This is a genomic window from Mesorhizobium sp. WSM4849 (assembly GCF_055811385.1).
Genome location: NZ_JBVVPW010000050.1, coordinates 1 through 21,288, shown reverse-complemented (window position 1 = coordinate 21,288; position 21,288 = coordinate 1). Strand labels below are relative to the sequence as shown.

22 protein-coding genes are annotated in these 21,288 nt (G+C 63.0%); 11 read left to right on the top strand and 11 right to left on the bottom strand.

Annotation, left to right across the window (positions count from 1 at the left end):
• The first annotated feature begins 21 nt into the window (after positions 1 to 21).
• Both AC0L3L_RS33835 and AC0L3L_RS33830 read left to right on the top strand, forming a co-directional pair.
• Complete coding sequence (locus AC0L3L_RS33835) at positions 22 to 585, top strand: peroxidase-related enzyme (RefSeq protein WP_473641588.1); 564 nt, start codon at positions 22 to 24, stop codon at positions 583 to 585.
• Positions 586 to 713: 128 nt separating this feature from the next.
• Positions 714 to 1,037 carry a YciI family protein gene (locus AC0L3L_RS33830; RefSeq protein WP_473486224.1) on the top strand — a complete coding sequence of 108 codons (324 nt, stop codon included), beginning with the start codon at positions 714 to 716 and terminating at the stop codon, positions 1,035 to 1,037.
• 3 nt (positions 1,038 to 1,040) lie between these two features.
• Here the strand turns inward: AC0L3L_RS33830 and AC0L3L_RS33825 are convergent, their stop codons facing one another.
• Entirely contained in the window at positions 1,041 to 1,655 is a 615-nt protein-coding gene (locus AC0L3L_RS33825) for a LysE family translocator (RefSeq protein ID WP_473641586.1), read from the bottom strand.
• Between the two features lie 395 nt (positions 1,656 to 2,050).
• Here AC0L3L_RS33825 and AC0L3L_RS33820 point away from each other — a divergent pair, with 395 nt between their 5' ends.
• Positions 2,051 to 2,677, top strand: coding sequence for a DUF1062 domain-containing protein (locus AC0L3L_RS33820; RefSeq protein ID WP_473641584.1), 627 nt, complete (start codon positions 2,051 to 2,053; stop codon positions 2,675 to 2,677).
• Between the two features lie 30 nt (positions 2,678 to 2,707).
• Here AC0L3L_RS33820 and AC0L3L_RS33815 read toward each other — a convergent pair whose 3' ends face one another.
• The 4 genes from AC0L3L_RS33815 to AC0L3L_RS33800 all read right to left on the bottom strand — a co-directional run bounded on the left by AC0L3L_RS33815 (position 2,708) and on the right by AC0L3L_RS33800 (position 9,298).
• Positions 2,708 to 3,454 carry a hypothetical protein gene (locus tag AC0L3L_RS33815; RefSeq protein ID WP_473641582.1) on the bottom strand — a complete coding sequence of 249 codons (747 nt, stop codon included), beginning with the start codon at positions 3,452 to 3,454 and terminating at the stop codon, positions 2,708 to 2,710.
• Positions 3,455 to 3,597: 143 nt separating this feature from the next.
• Positions 3,598 to 5,427, bottom strand: coding sequence for a translational GTPase TypA (gene typA / locus AC0L3L_RS33810; RefSeq protein WP_473525786.1), 1,830 nt, complete (start codon positions 5,425 to 5,427; stop codon positions 3,598 to 3,600).
• Between the two features lie 707 nt (positions 5,428 to 6,134).
• On the bottom strand, positions 6,135 to 7,709 hold the full coding sequence (locus tag AC0L3L_RS33805) for an alkaline phosphatase D family protein (RefSeq protein WP_473641579.1): 1,575 nt from the start codon (positions 7,707 to 7,709) through the stop codon (positions 6,135 to 6,137).
• Between the two features lie 305 nt (positions 7,710 to 8,014).
• Positions 8,015 to 9,298 carry an MFS transporter gene (locus AC0L3L_RS33800; protein ID WP_473641577.1) on the bottom strand — a complete coding sequence of 428 codons (1,284 nt, stop codon included), beginning with the start codon at positions 9,296 to 9,298 and terminating at the stop codon, positions 8,015 to 8,017.
• Between the two features lie 81 nt (positions 9,299 to 9,379).
• On the opposite strand from AC0L3L_RS33800, the gene AC0L3L_RS33795 reads away from it, so the two are divergent.
• Positions 9,380 to 9,985 carry a TetR/AcrR family transcriptional regulator gene (locus AC0L3L_RS33795; RefSeq protein ID WP_473641605.1) on the top strand — a complete coding sequence of 202 codons (606 nt, stop codon included), beginning with the start codon at positions 9,380 to 9,382 and terminating at the stop codon, positions 9,983 to 9,985.
• Between the two features lie 45 nt (positions 9,986 to 10,030).
• Positions 10,031 to 10,624: a hypothetical protein gene (locus AC0L3L_RS33790; protein ID WP_473641575.1), complete on the top strand. Its 594-nt coding sequence runs from the start codon at positions 10,031 to 10,033 to the stop codon at positions 10,622 to 10,624.
• Positions 10,625 to 10,871: 247 nt separating this feature from the next.
• Here AC0L3L_RS33790 and ppa read toward each other — a convergent pair whose 3' ends face one another.
• The 6 genes from ppa to AC0L3L_RS33760 form a co-directional block, all read right to left on the bottom strand.
• Positions 10,872 to 11,405 carry an inorganic diphosphatase gene (gene ppa / locus AC0L3L_RS33785; protein WP_473486218.1) on the bottom strand — a complete coding sequence of 178 codons (534 nt, stop codon included), beginning with the start codon at positions 11,403 to 11,405 and terminating at the stop codon, positions 10,872 to 10,874.
• 313 nt (positions 11,406 to 11,718) lie between these two features.
• A complete protein-coding gene (locus tag AC0L3L_RS33780; protein WP_192360455.1) occupies positions 11,719 to 12,225 on the bottom strand; it encodes a GNAT family N-acetyltransferase in 507 nt (168 codons plus the stop codon).
• 188 nt (positions 12,226 to 12,413) lie between these two features.
• The gene (locus AC0L3L_RS33775; protein ID WP_473641573.1) at positions 12,414 to 13,052 is read right to left on the bottom strand and encodes a TPM domain-containing protein; all 639 of its coding nucleotides are present in this window, start codon (positions 13,050 to 13,052) and stop codon (positions 12,414 to 12,416) included.
• 8 nt (positions 13,053 to 13,060) lie between these two features.
• The gene (locus tag AC0L3L_RS33770; RefSeq protein WP_473641571.1) at positions 13,061 to 13,945 is read right to left on the bottom strand and encodes a TPM domain-containing protein; all 885 of its coding nucleotides are present in this window, start codon (positions 13,943 to 13,945) and stop codon (positions 13,061 to 13,063) included.
• Between the two features lie 4 nt (positions 13,946 to 13,949).
• Positions 13,950 to 14,756 carry a TPM domain-containing protein gene (locus tag AC0L3L_RS33765; protein WP_473486215.1) on the bottom strand — a complete coding sequence of 269 codons (807 nt, stop codon included), beginning with the start codon at positions 14,754 to 14,756 and terminating at the stop codon, positions 13,950 to 13,952.
• Positions 14,757 to 14,956: 200 nt separating this feature from the next.
• A complete protein-coding gene (locus AC0L3L_RS33760; protein ID WP_473486214.1) occupies positions 14,957 to 15,589 on the bottom strand; it encodes a LemA family protein in 633 nt (210 codons plus the stop codon).
• A gap of 160 nt (positions 15,590 to 15,749) precedes the next feature.
• Here AC0L3L_RS33760 and AC0L3L_RS33755 point away from each other — a divergent pair, with 160 nt between their 5' ends.
• From AC0L3L_RS33755 to AC0L3L_RS33730, 6 genes are all read left to right on the top strand, one after another.
• Positions 15,750 to 15,992 (top strand): hypothetical protein, encoded by a 243-nt coding sequence (locus AC0L3L_RS33755; protein ID WP_473525793.1) that lies wholly within the window; start codon positions 15,750 to 15,752, stop codon positions 15,990 to 15,992.
• A gap of 7 nt (positions 15,993 to 15,999) precedes the next feature.
• Entirely contained in the window at positions 16,000 to 16,884 is an 885-nt protein-coding gene (gene pdxY / locus AC0L3L_RS33750) for a pyridoxal kinase PdxY (protein ID WP_473641569.1), read from the top strand.
• Positions 16,881 to 17,636 (top strand): DUF429 domain-containing protein, encoded by a 756-nt coding sequence (locus AC0L3L_RS33745; RefSeq protein ID WP_473641567.1) that lies wholly within the window; start codon positions 16,881 to 16,883, stop codon positions 17,634 to 17,636. The genes pdxY and AC0L3L_RS33745 overlap by 4 nt, the downstream gene beginning before the upstream one ends.
• Positions 17,637 to 17,931: 295 nt before the next feature.
• Positions 17,932 to 18,576 (top strand): carbonic anhydrase, encoded by a 645-nt coding sequence (locus tag AC0L3L_RS33740; RefSeq protein ID WP_473485831.1) that lies wholly within the window; start codon positions 17,932 to 17,934, stop codon positions 18,574 to 18,576.
• A 9-nt stretch (positions 18,577 to 18,585) separates the two neighbouring features.
• A complete protein-coding gene (locus AC0L3L_RS33735) occupies positions 18,586 to 18,996 on the top strand; it encodes a nuclear transport factor 2 family protein (protein ID WP_473485832.1) in 411 nt (136 codons plus the stop codon).
• 123 nt (positions 18,997 to 19,119) lie between these two features.
• Positions 19,120 to 21,174 (top strand): M3 family metallopeptidase, encoded by a 2,055-nt coding sequence (locus AC0L3L_RS33730; protein ID WP_473485833.1) that lies wholly within the window; start codon positions 19,120 to 19,122, stop codon positions 21,172 to 21,174.
• The last annotated feature ends 114 nt before the right edge of the window (positions 21,175 to 21,288 follow it).

Here is a 21,288-nt window from a genome sequence, read left to right as displayed (position 1 = left end):
AAAACGAGGAGAAAATCCGCCATGAAAGACAAAATCATCGCACTTGACCTCGCGCCTGCGGAACTGAGCGAAGCGACGAAAGCCTATTTCGCCAAATGCGAGGAGAAGCTCGGCCTCGTTCCCAATGTGCTTTTGGCTTACGCTTTCGACGAGACGAAGCTGCGTGCCTTCACCGATATGTACAACGATCTGATGCTGGGCCAATCCGGCCTGTCGAAGCTGGAGCGCGAGATGATCGCGGTCGCCGTCTCCTCCATCAATCATTGCTACTATTGCCTCGCCGCCCATGGCGCGGCGGTGCGCCAGCTTTCCGGCGACCCGGCCTTTGGCGAGATCATGGTGATGAACTTCCGCGCCGCCGACCTGTCCGCGAGACAGAAGGCGATGCTTGAATTCGCGGTGAAGCTGACCGAGCAGCCGGCGAAGATCGTCGAGGCCGACCGGGCAGCGCTGCGTGAGGCCGGCTTTTCCGATCGCGACATCTGGGACATCGCCTCGACCGCCGCCTTCTTCAACATGTCGAACCGGGTGGCGGCGGCGGTCGACATGCGGCCGAACGATGAATACCACGCTATGGCGCGGTGAGGTGCGGCCCAACCGAACCGTATATTAGCCATTGCGCATTCTCGTTGCGTCTTTGCCGGTTTGGTCCGATGATCGCCCTGCGGCGTGACCGCATGCAGGTTCGACGCCGCTGATCAACGGAGGAGAACATGGCGAAATTTCTCTATGTGTATCATGGCTCGGGCAAGATGCCGACCGACGAGGCCGAACGGAAAGCAGCGATGGATGCCTGGAACGGCTGGTACGGCAAGCTTGGCTCGGCCGTAGTCGACGGCGGCAATCCGGTCGGCATGTCGAAGACCGTCCTGCCGGGCGGCAAGGTCGAGAACAATGGCGGCAGCAATCCGACCGCCGGTTACACAATCATCGAAGCGAAAGACATCGACGATGCCGTCGCCAAGGCCAAGGATTGTCCTATCCTGACGGACCCGGGTTTCAGCGTCGAGATCGCGCCGATCATCGAGATGATGTGACGCTCAGGACCGCGCCGCGATCGCCGCAGCGGCGCCGGCCATGGTGCCGGCGCTGACACGGTTGGCGATCTTCATCGCCCGCTTGCTCTTCAGCAGTTTTCGCGCCTGCGCTGCCGCGAGCACCCAGGCGAGAGTGATGGTGACCAGAACCACGGCCATGGTCAGCGTCAGTTCGATCCAGCCGACGACCGTCACCGAGGCGAGATCGATGATGGTCGGCAGCAGCGCCAGGTAGAACATCATGATCTTGGGATTGCCGAGCGTCACCGCCATGCCGGCAAAGAACAGTTTGACGGCCGACTCCTCGCGCGGCATCTCGCCCTCGCGCGCCTCGACCGGAGCGGTCCACATCTTCCAGGCGAGGTAGGCGAGATAGGCGACGCCGACCCATTTCAGCACGACGAAGGCGAGATGGAAGGTCTGCGCCACCACCGCCAGGCCGAATACCGCCAGCGACAGCCAGATGCCCTCGCCGATCCACATGGCGAGCAGGAACGGAAACACGTCGCGAAAGCCCTTTGCGATGACCCGCGCCACCAGAGCGGCAATCGATGGGCCGGGCGAGCGGGCGGCGACGAAAAGGGCGGCGGCGAAGATCAGAAGCGAGGTGAAGTGCATGACCGGGATCTTTGCTTGGGACGTTGACCGCTCGATTGTAGCGCAAGTGTTCCACCTGCGGTAGCACCGACCAAGGAAGAGGCTTGCCGGCTCGACACCTCGCGGTTAGAATTTCCGCCCGACACAATTTCGAGCTTCACTTTGCCTGCGTAACCGCCGGTCTCGTCAACTCCCCCGACACAATGCATGGCGCCGCTTTTCGCGACGCCTGTTTCATATCATGTGTTCCTCAGGGTGGCGGTTCGAGACCGGTTTGGCACTGCTGAACCGCTGTCGCGCGCAGTCACCCGCGCCACCTGGATTTCCGACCACCGCAGCCTCTCGCCACGCCGTGCCCGTATGGCATCTCGACATCGCTGATCTGACGAACTTCCCGACGGGAAGGGCTTTTCGGCATGTCTTCTATACTGCGTATGCGCTGGGCGATCGCGCCCAAAACCGCACCTCGACCTCACATCAACTGCAATCGCTGCGGCGGCCTGAAGGCGTACCACAGCAGCGGGAAATTCCGCGTCAACGCCAACGGCAAACGCATCGATGCGTGGCTGATCTATCGCTGCGTCGATTGCGGCAATTCCTGGAATTTCGGCATTCTGGAGCGGTGCAACCGCCGCGAGATCGAGCCGGCGCTGCTGCAGGCGCTTGAAAGCAACGACCCGGCCCTGGCGCGTCGCCATGCCTTCGATGTTGTCGCGCTGCGAAGCAGGGTCGGGCGCGTCGAGGAGTTTCCCGAAGCCGCCGTCCACAAGGAGATGCTCGGCGACAGGCCGCAAAACACCACCGCTCTCGAACTCCAGCTCGGGCTCGAGATGCCTACAGCGCTACGGCTCGACCGGTTGCTCGCCAGCCAACTCGGCATCTCGCGATCGCGGGTTCAGGCCTGGGAAGAGAAGCGATTGCTGGTCGTAGGTCCTGACGGGGCCAAAGCCTTGCGCAAGCCGGCTCGAGCGGGAACGGCGATCCGCATCGAGCTCGTCGGTGAGCCCAACCGGGAAGCCATCATCTCGGCTGCCGGCGGATGAAACCACGAGGGAAGGAGCACACGAGTATTCCTAAGCTGTTTCCAAATCTTTGGCGTTTTTCGCTCGCTGAGACGCGCCAAGGAACCGCAAGGGAAGAGTAAGCATCGATAGATTGGGATGTGCCTTGCGCATCATTTTCCATGCGTATCGGTCTGCCTGCTTCTCTTGATCAGGGTCTTGTCCGAATTCGATATGCTGCAGCGCGTGGTGTCCTACCTCATGATAGAGCGTTTTCTCGATCATGAATCTCCGGACTGCGTTGCCAATCCTATGCTTGGATGGGCGTCGCCAGACAATCTCGATGACCGATACTGCCTGGAGATACGTCCCAGCGAATTCGGGCTCGGAGACTTCAGGAATTATGTAGAGTCGGGAAATGCCAACCAGATCGGCTTCAGGAACATTTGCGAGCCAACGCCCAACGTGCCGGGAGGCTTCAAAGCGGCTGTCGAGCTTGCCATGCTCCAGAACAAGGATTTCGCCAACCGAAGACCGCCGCCAGTCGTCCATTGTAAAGTGAATGATGCTGCGGAGCGCGGCACGCATAACGGGAGTTATCGGTCTCGCGAGCGAATCCGAAATGTACCGCCGGGATGCATCTTCATCGATGTCGTGCAGAGCAGTAGCGAGGCCCGCCACAAGCGTTGCGATTTCACGGTGGGAAACCTTGCCTAGATCGATCTTTGCAAGTTCATGCTCGATCGCTGGCAGTGCTGCATTGCCAAGTTCAACAAGATTCCTGTGAGCGACGAGCCTTCGCAGCATGTCATCTTGCATGAGGCTCCGGACGAGGTCCCGAACTGCATTTCGCACACCCGTTTCCTCGCCTCTACCCACAGCCAACTACCGCGGCGGGTAGCCCTGCCCACGCAGCGAGAACGTTTGTTGCGCCGCCTTCATCTCGTCAAAGATAAAAAACCTTACGCCGCGCCGACCACTTTCGCCGATTTCTCAAAACGCTTGCGCTCGTTCGGGTCGAGGTAGAGCTTGCGCAGGCGAATGGTCTTCGGCGTCACCTCGACCAGCTCGTCGTCCTGGATCCAGGCCAGCGCGCGTTCCAGCGTCATGCGGATCGGCGGCGTCAGCTTCACCGCCTCATCCTTGCCGGCGGCGCGGATGTTGGTCAGCTTCTTGCCCTTCAGCACGTTCACTTCGAGGTCGTTGTCGCGTGAATGGATGCCGATGATCATGCCCTGATAGACCTTGACGCCTGGATCGATGACCATCGGACCGCGATCTTCCAGGTTCCACATGGCATAAGCCACTGATTCACCCTGTTCGTTGGAGATCAGCACGCCATTGGTGCGGCCCGGCAGTTCACCCTTGTAAGGTTCGTAGGCATGGAACAACCGGTTCATGACAGCGGTGCCGCGCGTGTCGGTCAGCAGTTCCGACTGGTAGCCGATCAGGCCGCGCGTCGGCGCGTGGAAAACGATGCGCTGGCGGTTGCCGCCCGACGGGCGCAATTCGACCATCTCGGCCTTGCGCTCCGACATCTTCTGCACGACGACACCGGCATGCTCCTCGTCGACGTCGATAACGACTTCCTCGACCGGCTCGAGCAATTCGCCGTTGTCGCCCTGCTGCATGACGACCCGCGGACGCGACACGGCGATCTCAAAACCTTCGCGGCGCATCGTCTCGATCAGAACGGCAAGCTGCAACTCGCCGCGGCCGGAGACGAAGAACGAGTCCTTATCAGGCGATTCCTCGATCTTCAGCGCGACATTGCCTTCGGCCTCGCGCAGCAGGCGGTCGCGAATGACGCGGCTGGTCACCTTGTCGCCCTCGGTGCCGGCCAGCGGGCTATCGTTGACGAGGAACGACATCGTCACGGTCGGCGGATCGATCGGCTGCGCATGCAGCGGCTCGGTCACCGACGGGTCGCAGAACGTGTCGGCGACGGTGCCCTTCGACAGGCCGGCAATGGCGACGATGTCGCCCGCCTGCGCTTCATCGATCGGCTGGCGCTCGAGCCCGCGGAAGGCCAGGATCTTCGAGATGCGGCCGGTTTCGACCTGGGTGCCGTCATGATGCAGCACCTTGACCGCCTGGTTGGATTTCAGCGTGCCGGATTCGATGCGGCCGGTGATGATGCGGCCAAGGAACGGATTAGCTTCCAGGATGGTGCCGATCATTCGGAACGGGCCGGGGTGGACGGTCGGCGCCGGCACATGCTTGATGACGAGGTCGAACAGCGGCGCCAGACCCTGATCCTTCGGACCTTCGGGGTTTTCCGACACCCAGCCGTCGCGGCCTGAACCGTAAAGGATCGGAAAGTCGAGCTGATCGTCGGTCGCGTCGAGCGCTGCAAAAAGGTCGAACACTTCGTTGACCACCTCGACGTGGCGGGCGTCCGGCCGGTCGATCTTGTTGATGACGACGATCGGCTTCAATCCGACCTTGAGCGCCTTGCCGACGACGAATTTGGTCTGTGGCATCGGCCCTTCGGCGGCGTCGACCAGCACGATGGCCGAATCCACCATCGACAGGATGCGCTCGACTTCACCGCCGAAATCGGCGTGGCCGGGAGTGTCGACGATGTTGATGCGGGTATCCTTCCAGTCGACCGACGTCGCCTTGGCCAGGATGGTGATGCCGCGTTCCTTTTCCAAGTCGTTCGAATCCATGGCGCGTTCGGCAACGCGCTGGTTGTCGCGGAACGAGCCGGACTGCTTCAGGAGCTGGTCGACGAGGGTGGTTTTTCCATGGTCGACGTGCGCGATGATCGCGATGTTACGAATTTTCATGTTGTGGTCTCGGGAGCGTTGCAGGCAGCAGGCCAAAAGGCGCTGCCTCTTTCGGTTGGGCGGCTCATACAGGGTTTTTCGCAATTGCGAAAGAGGAGGCGTGCCACCAAATACATGGTCACCAAATCTTAAGCGTCTTGGTGTGAAATGGAATTATTAACCAAAGCGGAACCTTTCACGGTCGGGACAGTTCAAATTTCATGAGCAATACGGGCATCAGATACCGGCCAATCGCATGGGCTGCCCTCGCCGTCCTCCTTGCGGTAGGCGCAGCACAATCCGCCGCGACGTTGAAGGAAACACGGCCCGCCCTGCCGTCCGACACCCGAACGGCGGAGCAGTGGTTTGCCGATGCTCCCGATGGCGTCGACCCGGTGGTGACCGGGCCGGTTAGCGCTGCCTTCAAGCAGAGGCAGGAGGCTGCCAACTGCGACAGTGCTGTTTGGCCGCAAATTCCGACCGTTTGCTATCCAGATTAGAGGTCTTGCCAACGCCGGCGCGGCCCGTCATCCGCCTGCCGGCACCTTCTCCCCGTGAACGGGGAGAAGCCCGCTGCGCGAAATGTCGGCTCTCCTTCTGCAACGTTCGCGATTAGCGAAATCTTCGATGCGGCCCACTTTCTCCCCGTTTACGGGGAGAAATGCCCGGCAGGGCAATGAGGGGCAGCGCGACATCACCCAAGCCTGATACAAGGTGACCCAGTCCCCTCACGCCGACTGCACCGGATCGAGCGTGACCTTGTAGAGTTCATTGTCGTCGCGATCCATCAGCCGCACCGTCATCTGTTCAGTGGCGCCGTCGATATCGACGAGGCCGAAGAACTGCAGGCCGGCCGACGGTGGCAGGTTCTGCCCCTGCTCGGCGGTTGGCGCCTTGATGAATTTCAGCTCCGGGCCGAAGGTCATGTCGAAATCATTGGGTCCATAGGTGCCGGCATGGAGCGGACCCGAGATGAACTCCCAGAACGGACTGAAGTCCTGGAACTGGGCCTTGTCAGGATTGTAGTAATGCGCCGCCGTGTAGTGGACGTCGGCGGTCAGCCAGACAGTGTTGGTGATACCGGCATTCTTTATATAGCGAAGGAGGTCGGCAATTTCCAGCTCGCGGCCCTTGGCCGGGCCATTGTCGCCATTGCTGATGGCCTCGGCGCCGGCCTTCTTGGTGGCGTCGTTCCAGACGACGAGACCGAGCGGCATATCGGCGGCGATGATTTTCCAGGTCGCGTTGGAGGTTGCCAGTTCGCGCTTCAGCCACTTCGTCTGCTGTTCGCCGAGAATGCGCGATTGCGGCGTCACCGTATCCTGCATGCCAGGGCCGTTGGCGCCGCGATAGGAACGCATGTCGAGGAAGAACACTTCGAGCAGCGGCCCGTAGGCGATCTTGCGATAGACGCGGCCTGGTTCCGACGGCTCGTAGCGGATCGTCGTCATCTCGTGGAAGGCGCGTGCCGCGCGTGCCGCCAGCACATGGATGTTTTTTTCCGAGTAGCGGTCGTCGGCGCTCAGGTCCTTCGAATCCGACCAGTTGTTCACCACCTCGTGGTCGTCCCACTGGTAGAAGGTCGGGCAGATGGCGTTGAGCCCCAGCACATGCCCATCCATCAAATTGTATTTCCACTGACCCCGGTACTCGTCCAGCGTCTCAGCTACCTTGCGCTTTTCGTCGATGAGGACGTCGTTCTTCCACTTGCCGCCGCCGGGAACGTCGACCTCGTCCTTCATCGCGCCGTCAGCATAGATGGTATCGCCGGAATGCAGGAAGAAATCGGGCGTATGCTTGCCGATCGTGGCATAGGTCTTCATGCCGGTATCGTCGATGCCCCAGCCCTGGCCGGCGGTATCGCCCGACCAGGCGAACCGGATATCACGCTTCGAGGCCGGCGCCGTGCGGAAGCGGCCGACGATCGGCTCGGAGACGGCGTTGATGTCGGCGAGATCGGCCGCGATCATGCGGTAGAAGATGTCCTGGTCGGAGGCGAGGTCGGTGAGCAGCCGCTTTACCGTGTAATCGCTGGCCGGCGACGTATCGAGCGGCGCAAGGCGCAAGGCGTTGGCGAAATTTTCCGTCGACGACACTTCGAACATGACACGCGAAGGGCGGTCGGTGCGGGTCCACACCACGCCGCTGGTTGCGTCGACATCGCCCGACTGGATGCCATGGGTGAAGGCGGGCCGCTGATTGGCGCGCGAATAATAGGGAAGCGCTAGGCCCGATACGCCGACGAGGCCAGCGGCGCTCGCGGACGTGACAAAGGCGCGCCGGGTCATCGAAATCTTGTTCATGGCTGTCTCCTGGATGGCGTTGAACGGCGCCGCCAAGCTCCAGCCTCAATGTTTCAGGCACATCTCGAAACCATGAAGGTTTCGTAACAATCGACAGGAGGAAGGCTAGGTCGCGCAGACGGCGAATCTGCCGATCTCCCCCCTCGTGGGGGAGATGGCCGGCAGGCCAGAGGGGGTCGTCTCGCGTGGAGCGCCGACCTCCTGTGTCTGCGATAAGGGGACGAGCCCGGTCGGACCGACCCCCTCTGGCGCTTCGCGGCCATCTCCCCCTCGAGGGGGGAGATTAGCGCTCAGCCGCCACAGCCCTAAGCCGCCTGCGGGTTCGGCGCGAAGGCCGGACGGCTGGTGTTGATCAACAGCGAGATGCAGGCTGCGGCTATTGCGGTCATGCCGGCGATGAGGAAGGCAAGCTCGTAATTGCCCTGCAATTCACGCATGGTGCCGCCGAAGAAAGCGGCCGCCGCCGCACCCACCTGATGGCCGGCGACGATCCAGCCGAAGACGATCGGCCCGCTGCGATCGCCGAACGCCTCGTTCGACAGCCTGAGCGTCGGCGGCACGGTGGCGATCCAGTCCAATCCGTAGAGCACGGCGAAGATGATCAGGCTGGTCGACGAGAAGCCGGAATAAGGCAGGTAGATCAGCGACAGGCCGCGGATGCCATAATAGACGCCGAGCAGCTTGCGCGGATCGAAACGGTCGGTGAGCCAGCCTGACAGCGTGGTGCCGATCAGGTCGAAGATGCCCATCAGCGACAGCAGGCCGGCGGCTTGCACTTGGCCGATACCCATGTCGCCGCAAAACGCGATCAGGTGCGTGCCGACCAGTCCGTTGGTGGTGAAGCCGCAGATGAAGAAGGTGGCGAACAGGTACCAGAACACGCGCGTGCCGGCGGCACGGCGCAGCGTGCTGAGCGTGTGCGTGAGGAAATTGCCCTGCGAAGCCGGCGGAACCGGCGGCACGTCATCGGCGTCCGCACCGTAGCGTACCATGCCGATCGAAGCCGGACGCTCCGGCACCAGCAGCCAGACCAGCGGCACCAGGCAGGCGGTGGCGACCGCAATGGCGATGGCGACAGGCTTCCAGCCGCCCAACTGGGCGAGCGCGGCGAGCAGCGGCAGGAACACCAGCAGGCCGGTGGCGGCGGAGGCCGACATCAGTCCCATCACCAGGCCGCGATTGGTCTTGAACCAGCGATTGACAATGGTGGCGCCGAGCACCGTGGCGACCGCGCCGGAACCGACACCCGAAAACACGCCCCAGGTGAGAAGCAGGTGCCACGGCTCGGTCATCAACAGGCTGAGCGCCGTCGAGCCCGACATCACCACCAGCGACGCCAGCAGCGTGCGGCGCAGCCCGATCCGTTCCATCAGTGCCGCGGCAAACGGCCCGGTCAGGCCGTAGAGGAAGATGCCGATCGCCGCGGCGAGCGAGACGACGTCGCGCCGCCAGCCGAAACTCTCCTCCAGCGGCAGCATCATGACAGCCGGCGCCGACCGCAGGCCCGCCGCGATCAGCAGGCAGAGGAAAATGACGGCGACCACGACGAAAGCGTAGCGCTGGCCAAACGGGCGGGATTGGACTATCATGTTACTGACCGGTACGTTGCGATGCGCCGAAGTATACGTACCGATCGGTAACATTGTCAAGCAGGCAACACCGTGTCGAGAATCAAAAGCATTGAACCAGCGATCAAAGCGGATGAAGTAGCCCCACCGCGCGCCGGCGAAAAAATCCTTCGCGTTGCCCGCGACCTGTTCTACCGGCAAGGCATCAGGGCAATCGGCGTCGACGAGATCGTGCGGCGCGCCGGCGTCACCAAGCCCAGCCTCTATCGCAGCTTTCCCTCCAAGGACGAATTGGCCGCCTCCTATCTCCGGCAATACGACCTGGAGTTCTGGGAGCGCTTCGATGCGGCGGTGGCTGCCCATCCCGGCGATTCGCGCGCGCAGATCGCAGCCTTCCTGACCCGCATCGGCAAGCGCACGCAAAAGCCCGACTATCGCGGCTGCGGCATGACCAATGCGGCCGTCGAATATCCCGAGCACGGCCATCCGGCCCGCGTGGTGAGCGAGGCCAACAAGCAGGAATTGCGACGACGCCTGCGCGCCATGGCGGCGGCAATGGGTGCCGGCGACGCCGATACGCTGGGCGACGGGCTGCTGCTTCTGATCGAGGGCGCCTATATCAGCGGCCAGCTGTTCGGTGCCGGCGGACCGGCAAAGTCTGTGGCCCGCAACGCCGACCTGCTGATCGAAGCGAGCTTGAAGAAATAGCGTTTAAAGATACCGTGCGGCAGCCTCGAAACGGAGTTGTTCGCGATGCGTCGCCTTTTGATGATCCCGCTTGCCCTTGCCGGCCTCTGCCAGGCTGCTCAGGCCGGCGACATTTCCAGCGCCTACACCGATCTCGACTGGAAGAAGGACTGCGTGACCTACGCGCAGGCGGAAGAAGGCGACGGCGACTGGGCCAGTCTTGCCTGCTCGGGCTATCGCGGCTACGCGGTGCTGATCGCCTATGACGATGCCCGGGAATCGCTGTTCTACGGTTTTCCGCCCAGCGACATGACCGCGGTCTGGGAAAGTTTTGTCGGGCTCAATTCGGCTGCACCCAGACTCGAGTGGCGCATCGAGACGAACGGCGATCTGGCCATTCCTTTCGCGGTCATCCACCGTCGCTCGATCAGCAATCCCGAGGGGGAGAACAAACCGACAGAAGTGCTGATCGTCGCCAAGGTCGCCCAGCCGGAGAATTATGAGGGCTGCACCGTCGGCCTTGTGCTGGCCACCGGCAACCTCAGCGCCAACGACCAGGCCCGCAAGCTCGCCGACGAGAAGGCGCGGACCTTTGCATGCGGCAAGGACAAGCGCGTCGTTATCGGCAACGCGCCCGCTTTCGGCCGCGTCGATAACTGACTTCGTCATCCTGGGGCGGAGCAAGGAGCGCAGCGACGCAGCGCAGACCCCCGGATCCATGCCGTGACGTCAAAGCGCCGCAACGGTGCAGAATTCTGGTCCGCTGCGCACTTCGGTTGATGTCACGGAATGGATCCCAGGGTCTGCGCTCCGCTTCGCGTCGCTCCGCCCAGGGATGACGAAGCTGAGGGGCTTCGGCCAACCTCAATCGTTGCGACAACCCATTCGGTCAACTTCAGGCGTTCGGCTACTTGCTTTTCTTCGCCCTTTCGATCGCCTCGACGATCATCTTCTTGGCATAGGCGGCATCGTGCCAGCCTTCGATCTTGACCCATTTGCCGGGTTCGAGATCCTTGTAGTGCTCGAAGAAGTGCTGCACCTGCTGGCGGGTGATGTCGGGCAGGTGCGTGTATTCGGTGACGTTCTCGTAGCGCAGCGTCAGCTTGGGCGAAGGCACCGCGATGATCTTTTCGTCCAGACCGGAATTGTCTTCCATCACCAGCACGCCGATCGGCCGCACATTGATGACGCAGCCCGGCACCAGCGCGCGCGTGTTGCAGACCAGCACGTCGATCGGGTCGCCGTCACCCGACAGCGTGTGCGGCACGAAGCCGTAATTGCCGGGATAGCGCATCGAGGTGTGCAGGAAGCGGTCGACGAACAGCGTGCCGGCCTCCTTGTCCATCTCGTACTTGATCGGCTCGCCGCCGATCGGCACTTCGATGATGACGTTGACGTCCTCCGGCGGGTTTTTTCCGATGGCGATGGCTTCGATACGCATGGCTTTTGTCCCTCTTTCGATTGGAGACCGATAGCGGGCAGCGGCGCATGGTGCAATGCGGCGAATGGTACTGAGGACATCATGACTTCGTCATCCCAGGGCGGAGCGAACGCGAAGCGGAGCGCAGACCCTGGGATCCATTCCGTGAAATCAGCCGAAGAATGCAGCGGCGCAGAATGAAAGCCACGATCCTCTCCGCCCTGTTCGGCATCAGAGGATCTGCACCGTCGCTACGCTCTAAAGTTACGGCATGACCCCAGGGTCTCCGCGACGTCGCTTCGCTCCTGCTCCGCCCCGGGATGACGAGGCTCGGTCATTCCCAGACGAAGGCGACCTTCTTCAGAGCCTTCTGCTCGAAGATCTCGACGCCCTCGGCGACGTCGCGGCCGCCGGCGCCGGCATAGAAGGTGAGCGCGCTCTGGTTGTCCTCCAACGCCCACACCACCATGCCTTTCAGGCCGTGGTCTGCCAGTCGCGCCCGTGCGGCCGAGAATAGCCGGCTGCCGAGCCCGATGCCCTGATATTCCGGGCGCACGTAAAGTTCGTAGATCTCGCCCTGCTGCTTGAGCTCGCGGGCGCGGTTCTTGCCGATCGTGGCGTAGCCGGCGACCTTGCCGCCGATCTCGACGACCAGAACGGTGGCGGCACGACGGATGGCGTTCGCCCACCAGTCAGCGCCGCGGCGGTTGATCATCGATGTCAGCGTGCGATGCGGGATGATGCCGGAGTAGGCGCCGCGCCAGGCCAGCAGATGCACGTCGGCGATGGCGCTTGCGTCGCGCGGCTCGGCTTTCCTGATGTCGATGCTCAGCGTCTTCATGATTGGTTAACCATAAACCCGCATCGGCCGATTGCAAGAGTCCGGTCAGCGCCTCCCAAGCTTTCGCACAGACGATAGACGTGCCTGCGACACGAAAAGAGCCTGTCTGAAAACGCGTTCTGCCGAGGCGAATGGCGCGCAGAAAATCGCGTCAGGCGTCCGGCAGAGTAGCGTTTGCAGGCAGGCTCTTAGATCTCGACCAGATGGTCGTCTAGCTCGTTGCTGTCGCCGGTAGAAACCGGGAAATGCTCGGCCAGCACCGCACCCGTCGCTTCGATCGCCATGATGAAGCCATCGGCGAGACGATCGTCGCCGGCATGCGCGGTAAGGTCGCGGACGACGCCGTCCCAGACATCCTGGCCGACACGGCTATCGATGCCGCTGTCGGCGATCACTTCGGCGTAGTGCTCGGCAATGGAGACGAAGACCAGCACGCCGGTGCGTGCTGCGGTGCGATGGACGTTGCGGGCGAGGAACTGCTTTATCGCATTGGCGTGCGCAGCCTGGTAGCGCAGCCGTCTCGGCACCAGGTGGATGCGCAAGCCGGGCAGCGCCCACAACACGACAAGCACCGAGGCCATCGCCAGAAGTTGCGCAATAACGAAATGCGGCACGCGGATCGACAGCCACCACGCTTCCAGCCCGTAACTGACGGCGAGGCTGACAACGAGCATGGCCAGCGTCGCCATGAAGGCGGCCGGAAAGAAATAGCCGTCGCTGGCATAGGCCACCACGCAGTAGATTTCGCCATCGGTCGTTGATTCGGCGGCGCGGATCGCCTTGGCGATGCGGTCATGGTCCTCGGAGCTGATCGGTCGTGTCGCCATGTTGTGTCTCACCAGCTTCCTGAAGAACCGCCACCACCGGACGAGCCGCCGCCGCCCGAAAAGCCGCCGCCACTACCGCCCGACGACCAGCCGCCGCCGGAACGGCCCGATGACCAACCGCTGCCGGTGCCGGTTGTCCAGACGCCGCCCGAGGACGCGGAACCCGACCTTTGGCCACAGCGGAATGTCATGCCGAGCCATTTATACACGCCAGGCGACAGCTTAATGCCGAAGATCGGCGGCAGGAACGCCATCGCCAGGCCGCCTAAAAACAGCGTCGCCCACACGATGATGAACAGCGCGACGATGGGATCGACGGCATTGCTTTCGGCCGGATTGCGGGTCCCGCGCGCTTCCAGTTCTTCAGGATTGCCCTCCAGCACCATGACCATGTCGTCGACGGCCTTGGCTATGCCGCCGGAGAAGTCGCCGGCGCGGAAGGCTGGCACCATGTCGTTTTCGATGATCAGCTTGGTGTGCAGGTCGGTCAGCGTGCCTTCCAGTCCGTAGCCGACCTCGATACGCATCTTGCGGTCGTTGTTGGCGACCAGCAAAAGCACGCCATTGTCCTCGCCGGCCTGGCCGAGATTCCAGGCGCGGAACAGACGATTGGCGTAGGGCTCGATCTCCTCGCCGTCGAGGCTATTGATTGTCGCGACGACGATCTGGTCCGAGCTCTTGGCTTCGAAATCGGCGAGCTTCCGGATCAGCGCCGCCTCGGTAGCGGCATCGATGATACCGGCATTGTCGACGACCCGCCCGGTCAGAACAAGCAATTCGGCGGCAAGTGCGGTGCAGCCGACCAGCAGCAGCACCGCCGTGGCCGCCAAGGCAGCGCCGATCGTCGCGGCGAAACGGCCGGAAGCTGGTGAGCGGATGGCGCCTCTTGTCATGCCGTCACCAGCTTCCCGATGAGCCGCCGCCGCCGGACGAGCCACCGCCGCCGGAAAAGCCGCCACCGCCTGAGGACCAGCCTCCCCCGCCGGAACTTCCCGACCAGCCGCTGGAAGATCGCCGGCCTGGCTCGAAAGTCATGCCCAGCCAGCGATAGCGGCCGGGACCGAGTTTCCGGCCGAAGATCGGCGGCAGGATGGAGGCGGCGATGCTGCCGAAGAAGATAATCGCCCAGATGCTTATGAAGATCGCAAAGAACAGATCGTCGGTGTTGAATGGCGCCTGCTGGTTGCGGGTCCCGCGCGCTTCCAGCTCTTCCGGATTGCCTTCCAGCACCATGACCATGTCGTCGACGGCCTTGGCTATGCCGCCGGAGAAATCGCCGGCGCGGAAGGCTGGCACCATGTCGTTTTCAATGATCAGCTTGGTGTGCAGGTCGGTCAGCGTGCCTTCCAGTCCGTAGCCGACCTCGATGCGCATCTTGCGGTCGTCCTTGGCGACCAGCAAAAGCACGCCATTGTCCTCGCCGGCCTGGCCGAGATTCCAGGCGCGGAACAGACGATTGGCGTAGGGCTCGATCTCCTCGCCGTCGAGGCTATTGATTGTCGCGACGACGATCTGGTCCGAGCTCTTGGCTTCGAAATCGGCGAGCTTCCGGATCAGCGCCGCCTCGGTCGCGGCATCGATGATACCGGCATTGTCGACGACCCGCCCGGTCAGAACAGGCAATTCGGCGGCAACGGCGGTGATGGGGAGGAAGAGAAGGCTTAAAAGGAAGCCAAAAAATATCAGGCTGGTGTTTCTTCCCACCCCCCTCTGTCCTGCCGGACATCTCCCCCACGAGGGGGGAGATCGGCTGTCGCGTTGGCTTTCGCCAATTTTGAATGCTGCAGGAGTGGACGGAACGCAGAAGCTGCAAATCTCCCCCCTTGCGGGGGAGATGTCCGGCAGGACAGAGGGGGGTGGGACGGAGTACAAGGCCAATGGAAACTGCGCTCGCTAAGCGCCGATCACCCGCCCTGCTGCGTGCCGAAATCGACCTTCGGCGTCTGCATCTTGTCTTCCTCGATGGTGAAATTGGCGAACGGCTGATTGTCGCGGAACCACAGGGTCGCCCAAATCACCGACGGGAAGGTCCTCAGCGTCAGATTGTACTCCTGCACCGCCTGGATATAGTCGCGGCGGGCGACCGCGATGCGGTTTTCGGTGCCTTCGAGCTGCGCCTGCAGTGCCAGGAAATTCTGGTTGGCCTTGAGGTCGGGATAATTCTCCACCACCGCCAGCAACCGCGACAGCGCGCTGGTCAGGCCGGCTTGACTGTCCTGGAATCTCTTGACGGCTTCCGGATCGCTCAGCGTTTCCGGCGTCACCGTCACCTGCGTCGCCTTGGCGCGCGCCTCGACCACGGCATCGAGCGTCTCCTTCTCGTGCGCGGCATAGCCCTTGACCGTCTCGACCAGGTTGGGAATGAGGTCGGCGCGGCGCTGGTACTGGTTCAGCACCTGGCTCCATGCGGCCTTGGCGTTTTCCTCCGCCGTCGGGATGGTGTTGTAGCCGCAGCCGGCCAGCAGCGGCAGCACGATCGCCATCATCAGCAAGGCAGGCAGATTGCGGAAGACGAAAGGGGAGGAAAGGGCAAGCATGGAAAGATCCCTCGATAAGACTGACAGGCGAAGCATTACCACAATCCGTGCGCGAGGACATGACCTCCGGGGGACCTTACTGGTGCTTTATCATTCACTGTCAGGCCCTGTAATTGGCCGGGCGAACAGGTTAAAGTCGCCGCGAAAACAGGGCATCGCCATGGCGGAACGCCAGGACAGCGACGACGAATCGCGCCGCATCATCGAGCGCGTGGCACGCGAAACCGACCCGGCCTCGTTCATTGCGCGGACCGCGAAGGGCGCGCGCGATCACGTCACAGCTGCAGACGCCAACCAGTCGGACCCGATCGAATATTGGGGCACGCGCATTGGCCGGGCGCTGGGGTTCGTTATCGCCATTGGCCTGTTGATCTGGCTCGTGGTTTTCATCAGCCAAAGTTAGGAACCTCGTGAGCACCGAAGAACACGACGCGCCGCGCGCGGTCATCGTCATTTCCAGCCATGTCGCGCGCGGCTCGGTCGGCAACCGCGCCGCGGTCTTTGCGCTGGAGACGCTGGGCTTTCCGGTGTGGGCGGTGCCGACCGTCATCCTGCCCTGGCATCCGGGCCATGGACGGGCGACGCGCATCGTGCCGCCGCTCGATCAATTCAAGGCGCTGATGGCTGATCTCGAGCGCGCGCCATGGCTGGGCGAGGTCGGCGCGGTGCTGTCCGGCTATCTCGGCGAAGGCGGCCAGGCCGACGCCGTCGCCTCGCTGGTCGGCGCGGTCAAGGCGAAGACGCCGGACGCCGTCTATATCTGCGACCCGGTGATGGGCGATTCGGGCGGGCTCTTTGTGCCGGAGACGACCGCCATTGCCATGCGCGACCGGCTGATGCCGATCGCCGACATCGCCACGCCCAACCGCTACGAGCTGGAATGGATGGCGGAAGCGCCGCTGCCCGACCTGAAAGCGGTGATGGCGGCCGCCCTTCATGCCGGGCCGTCGACCATGCTGGTCACTTCCGCGCCGGCGATGATGGCCGGCGGCACCGGCAATCTGCTGCTCAACGGCAATCAGGCGCTGCTCGCCGAACATCGCCTCATCGACAACCCGCCTAATGGCCTCGGCGACCTGACGGCGGCCGTCTATCTGGCGCGCATCCTGTCCGGCCAGCCGCCGATCAAGGCACTGCAGTCGACCACGGCGGCGGTCTACGAGATACTGGCGCGCACTGCCAAGCGCGGCGGCGACGAATTGCAGCTCGAAACCGACGCGCAGAGCCTGTCGCACCCGATGGCGATGGTGCAGCTTCGCCATCTCCTGCATCCGGGGCGGGACAAAGGAGCGTGACTTTCGTCGGTGTCGACGGCTGCAAGGCCGGCTGGATCGCCGTTCGCCGCGATCCGGGCGCAGCACCCGTGGTAGCCATCTTTCCCAGCTTCGCAGCACTGCTCGACGCATTGCCGGCCGATGCGACAGTCGCCGTCGACATGCCGATCGGCCTGCCCGATCTTTCGCAAAAGGGCGGCCGCGGGCCCGAAGCGCTGGTGCGGCCACTGCTTGGTAACAGGCAATCCAGTGTCTTCGCCATCCCCTCGCGTGCGGCGCTTTACGCGCATACGGATGGCTTTACCACGATCGACGCCTGGTATGCCGCGCATCGCCAGGCAAGCGAAATAGCAAAGGCGACCTCCGATCCGCCGCGCGGCGTCTCGATCCAGGCTTTTGGCATCTTTGCCAAGATCCGCGAGATCGATGCGGTGCTGATCGCGCGTCCCGAACTGCGCCGCCATGTCTTCGAATCGCATCCGGAAGTGGCCTTCTGCCGCCTGAACGACGACCAGGCAATGCGCTTGCCGAAGAAGATCAAGGGCGCCGTCAACCCGGCCGGCATGGCGGAACGCAAGGCGCTGCTTTGCCGGCACGGTTATATGAGGGGCTTTCTCGACCGGACGCCGCCGCGAGGCGCTGCTGCCGACGACTTTCTCGACGCCGCAGCGATGATGCTGATCGCCGGCCGCATCGCCAGCGGCGAGGCAAGGCCGTTTCCGGATCCGCCGCTCGCCGACCGATTTGGCATCTCTGTCGCGATCTGGGCATGAATTTCTTGGTCCCGTCTATCGGCGAGACAATCGCATTGGGCGAAGGCCCCTCATCCGGCCCTTTCGGGCCACCTTCTCCCCGCTGGGGAGAAGAGGCTGGCACCGGCGCCTGCGACCTCTTGTCCCCTTGGGGAGAAGGTGGCCGTAGCGAAGCGGAGGCCGGATGAGGGGGCCTTCCAGCATGGCAATTGCAGCCATCTGCGATTCGGCATTGCTCGCGACCGGCTTTTGCCGTTAGAGCCTTCCTGACTTAAAAGAGCTGCCGTCTAACCCCGAAAGGCTCCAGACGCCGCCGATGCCTCACCTCCCTGACCATCTGCTCACCGGCTACCGCAATTTCATGAACGGCCGCTATCTCGCCGAAAGCGGACGCTATCGCTCGCTCGCTCGCGAGGGCCAGGCCCCCGAAACGATGATCATTGCTTGCTGCGATTCGCGCGCGGCTCCCGAGGCGATCTTTGACGCTCGCCCCGGCGAACTCTTCGTGCTGCGCAATGTCGGCAATCTGGTACCGCCCTATGCGCCCGACGACCAGTTCCACTCGACCTCGGCGGCGCTCGAGTTCGCCGTGCAGAGCCTCAAGGTGAAGAACATCGTGGTGATGGGCCATGGCCGCTGTGGCGGCATCCGCGCGGCACTCGACAGTACGGCAGCGCCCCTGTCACCCGGCGACTTCATCGGCAAATGGATGAGCCTGATTGCGCCGGCGGCCGAGACCGTGTCGTCAAGCACCTTCATGACGGCGACCGAGCGGCAGACCGCGCTCGAGCGCATTTCGATCCGCTATTCGATCGCCAATCTCAGGACCTTTCCCTGCGTCTCGATCCTGGAAGGCAAGGGACGGCTGTCGCTGCACGGCGCCTGGTTCGACATCTCGACCGGCGAGCTCTGGGTGATGAACAAGGACACCGGTGACTTCGAGCGGCCGGAGATGACGTAGGAGGCTTGCATGGTATGCCGTTCGATCGCCTTGGCCGCAGCGGCGCTGCTGATTTCACTCATGTCCGCCCACGCCGATGACGGCGCGCTCATCGACCGCTGGTACGCGGCGCTGCTGGTCGCCGATCGCACGGAATTGTCGGATCTGCTTGCCGACGACGTCCGGATAAAACTCGACGATCTCGGCGTCGTCCAGACCAAGCAGGAATTCATCGCCTCGATCGACGACTGGGAAGGCGCTGTCGCCGGGGCTGAAATCCGGCATCGGATCGAGAAGACCGAGGGTGGCGTCACCACGGTCATCGCCTGCTATGATTTCCCCAACAACGACATGCTGATGCAGGAAACCTTCGCGATCAGCGACAACCGCATCACCGCCAGTTCGCAGGCGGCGATCGCGGAAAACTGTGACGGCTACTGACCGGCCGCGATATTGCGTGCGGCAAGCCAGCGCCTTACATCGGTGGTGGTCCCGACCTGCCTCTACAGCCACTCAGCGAAAGCCCCTCACTTACGAAAGCCCTCACTTAACGGAAGATTGTCCATGCCGTCCACGAATACCGTCGACCTCGCCGCCCATCCGCTGACCGCATGGCAAGGGCCGCTCGGCCTGCCCGATTTCACCCGCATCGGCGACGGCGATTTTTCTCCGGTGTTCGATGCGGCGTTAAAGGCGCATGAGGCCGAGATCGAGGCGATAGCGGGCAATGCCGAGACGCCGACCGTCGAGAATACGCTTGCAGCACTAGAGCTTGGCGGCGAGGCGCTCGACCATGTCTCGTCGATCTTCTGGTGCCGGGCCGGCGCCCACACCAACGAGGCGATCCAGGCGCTGGAGCGCGACATCTCGCCAAAGATGTCGCGGCATTTCTCGGCGATCTCGATGAACGAGAGGCTGTTTGCCCGCATCGACGATCTCTACCAGCGCCGCGAGGCCCTGAAGCTCGATGCAGAAACGCTGCGGGTGCTGGAAAAGACCTGGAAAAATTTCGTCCGCTCCGGCGCCAAGCTCGACGCCGAGGGCAAGAAGCGGCTGGCGACGATCAATGAGGAGCTGTCGTCGCTCGGCACGATTTTCGGCCAGAACCTGCTTGCCGACGAGCGCGACTGGGCGCTGTTTCTTGATCAGGCCGACCTTGCCGGCCTGCCGGAATTCCTGAAAAGCGCGATGGCGGAGGCCGCCGAGATGCGTGGCCAGAAGGGCCGCTATGCCGTCACCCTGTCGCGTTCGATCTACGAGCCGTTCTCGACCTTCTCCGAGCGCCGTAACCTGCGCGAGATTGCCTTCCGCGCCTTCACCATGCGCGGCCAGAACGGCGGCGCCACCGACAACACCGCCGTGGTGCGCGATATGCTGCGTCTCCGCGCCGAAAAGGCGAAGCTGCTCGGCTACGCTTCCTACGCCGCCCTGAAGCTCGACGACACCATGGCAAAGACGCCGGAGGCGGTGCATACGCTGCTCGACCCGGTCTGGGAAAAGGCGTTGGAAAAGGCCGCAAGCGACCAGATCGAATTGCAGCGGCTGGCGGCCGAGGCCGGCAGCAACGAAGAATTCGCCGCCTGGGACTGGCGCTTCTATCAGGAGAAGCTGCGCGCCGAGAAATTCGCCTTCGACGAGGCCGAGCTGAAGCCCTATCTGCAGCTCGACCGCATCATCGACGCCTGTTTCGAAGTGGCGACACGATTGTTCGGCATCACCTTCGAGGAGAAGAAAGGCATCGCCGCCTGGCATCCGGACGCACGCGTTTTCGTCGTCAGAAATGCCGACGGCAGCGAGCGCGGTCTATTCCTGGCCGACTATTTCGCGCGGCCCTCAAAGCGCTCCGGCGCCTGGATGAGCGCGCTGAAGTCCGGCTACAAGCTTGGCGATGGCTCGAAGCCGGTCATCTACAACATCATGAATTTCGCCAAGCCGCCGGAGGGCGAGGCAGCACTTTTGTCGGTCGATGAGGCCAAAACCCTGTTCCACGAATTCGGTCATGCGCTGCATGGCATGCTGACCGAAGTCACCTGGCCATCGGTCGCGGGCACCTCGGTCAGCCGCGATTTCGTCGAACTGCCCTCGCAGCTCTACGAGCACTGGCTAACGGTGCCGGCGGTGCTGGAAAAGCATGCGCTGCACGTGACGACCGGCAAGCCGATGCCGAAGGCGTTGGTCGACAAGATGCTGGCGGCGCGCACCTTCGGCGCCGGCTTCGCCACGGTCGAATTCACCGCCTCAGCACTGGTCGACATGGCCTACCACGCGCGGTCGGATGCGCCGGAGGAGCCGCTTCGTTTCGAAGCCGAAACGCTTGAGAAGCTCAACATGCCCGACACCATCGCCATGCGCCATCGCACCCCGCATTTCGGTCACATCTTTGCCGGCGACGGCTATTCGGCCGGCTACTATTCCTACATGTGGTCGGAGGTGCTCGACGCCGACGCCTTCGCCGCCTTCGAGGAGATGGGCGACCCGTTCAATCCGGCGCTGGCCGAGCGGCTCAGGAAGAACATCTACGCCGCCGGCGGCTCCAAGGACCCGGAAGAGCTCTACACCGCCTTCCGCGGCAAGATGCCGTCGCCCGAAGCGATGATGATCAAGCGCGGGCTGGTGTAAACGCCGAAGCTGCCAATCTCCCCCTTGCGGGCAGGGTAATCGCATTTGGATTCTTGCGAAGATGGACCCCCACCCTAACCCTCCCCACAAGGGGGAGGGAACGCTGCCGCGCGC

Bases quoted from the DNA above. Each gene is read 5' to 3' on its own strand.
- AC0L3L_RS33835 (WP_473641588.1), top strand. From the start codon at position 22: ATGAAAGACAAAATCATCGCACTTGACCTCGCGCCTGCGGAACTGAGC.
- AC0L3L_RS33830 (WP_473486224.1), top strand. From the start codon at position 714: ATGGCGAAATTTCTCTATGTGTATCATGGCTCGGGCAAGATGCCGACC.
- AC0L3L_RS33825 (WP_473641586.1), bottom strand. From the start codon at position 1,655: ATGCACTTCACCTCGCTTCTGATCTTCGCCGCCGCCCTTTTCGTCGCC.
- AC0L3L_RS33820 (WP_473641584.1), top strand. From the start codon at position 2,051: ATGTCTTCTATACTGCGTATGCGCTGGGCGATCGCGCCCAAAACCGCA.
- AC0L3L_RS33815 (WP_473641582.1), bottom strand. From the start codon at position 3,454: ATGCAAGATGACATGCTGCGAAGGCTCGTCGCTCACAGGAATCTTGTT.
- typA (WP_473525786.1), bottom strand. From the start codon at position 5,427: ATGAAAATTCGTAACATCGCGATCATCGCGCACGTCGACCATGGAAAA.
- AC0L3L_RS33805 (WP_473641579.1), bottom strand. From the start codon at position 7,709: ATGAACAAGATTTCGATGACCCGGCGCGCCTTTGTCACGTCCGCGAGC.
- AC0L3L_RS33800 (WP_473641577.1), bottom strand. From the start codon at position 9,298: ATGATAGTCCAATCCCGCCCGTTTGGCCAGCGCTACGCTTTCGTCGTG.
- AC0L3L_RS33790 (WP_473641575.1), top strand. From the start codon at position 10,031: ATGCGTCGCCTTTTGATGATCCCGCTTGCCCTTGCCGGCCTCTGCCAG.
- ppa (WP_473486218.1), bottom strand. From the start codon at position 11,405: ATGCGTATCGAAGCCATCGCCATCGGAAAAAACCCGCCGGAGGACGTC.
- AC0L3L_RS33780 (WP_192360455.1), bottom strand. From the start codon at position 12,225: ATGAAGACGCTGAGCATCGACATCAGGAAAGCCGAGCCGCGCGACGCA.
- AC0L3L_RS33775 (WP_473641573.1), bottom strand. From the start codon at position 13,052: ATGGCGACACGACCGATCAGCTCCGAGGACCATGACCGCATCGCCAAG.
- AC0L3L_RS33770 (WP_473641571.1), bottom strand. From the start codon at position 13,945: ATGACAAGAGGCGCCATCCGCTCACCAGCTTCCGGCCGTTTCGCCGCG.
- AC0L3L_RS33760 (WP_473486214.1), bottom strand. From the start codon at position 15,589: ATGCTTGCCCTTTCCTCCCCTTTCGTCTTCCGCAATCTGCCTGCCTTG.
- AC0L3L_RS33755 (WP_473525793.1), top strand. From the start codon at position 15,750: ATGGCGGAACGCCAGGACAGCGACGACGAATCGCGCCGCATCATCGAG.
- AC0L3L_RS33740 (WP_473485831.1), top strand. From the start codon at position 17,932: ATGCCTCACCTCCCTGACCATCTGCTCACCGGCTACCGCAATTTCATG.
- AC0L3L_RS33735 (WP_473485832.1), top strand. From the start codon at position 18,586: ATGGTATGCCGTTCGATCGCCTTGGCCGCAGCGGCGCTGCTGATTTCA.
- AC0L3L_RS33730 (WP_473485833.1), top strand. From the start codon at position 19,120: ATGCCGTCCACGAATACCGTCGACCTCGCCGCCCATCCGCTGACCGCA.